The 453-nt window shown below is 34.2% G+C and carries 1 protein-coding gene; it reads left to right on the top strand.

The features are described from left to right. The coding region (locus BTV99_RS13525) for a hypothetical protein (protein WP_178377974.1) at positions 1-453 on the top strand (453 nt) is incomplete at both ends.

The raw sequence follows: 453 nt of genomic DNA, 5'->3' as shown, positions 1-453 counted from the left end.
CCCATTTAGACATATATTCTATTTTGGATTATTTATATTTATCAGTTAGAAATAGATATTTTGTGGGTCAAATATCGACTAACTATAGCAATGTAAACCCAAGACTAGATCCTTTATATTCGCCAATCGGTTCGAGTTATGCTTTAAGAATGGATGCAGAAAGTAGATCTAAAAACTTCTTAGGGCTAGAACTAATGAATATGTTTAACCCTAAATTGTTGACTATTCCTTTCGAGGGTAGAAAAATACCAGAAGAGTTTAAGGCTAAGCATAATATTAATGTCTCAGATTTGGACTTGTCTTCATCTCCTCAAGTAAGGGAGTTTCCAAATTTACGATTAGTTCCTGATACGCTATTATCTAAGGCTTCACCCGAACATACTAAGCGAGCTAATAAATTGAATGCGCCATTATGGCAAGTTATCCAAATGGAAAATACGCAGAAGCAGTTAC

It is taken from the genome of Psychrobacter sp. Rd 27.2, from assembly GCF_001921755.1.
GTDB classification, from domain to species: Bacteria; Pseudomonadota; Gammaproteobacteria; order Pseudomonadales; family Moraxellaceae; genus Psychrobacter; species Psychrobacter celer.
Note: the sequence above shows the minus strand (reverse complement) of the source record. Positions and strands in the feature narration are given on the sequence as shown.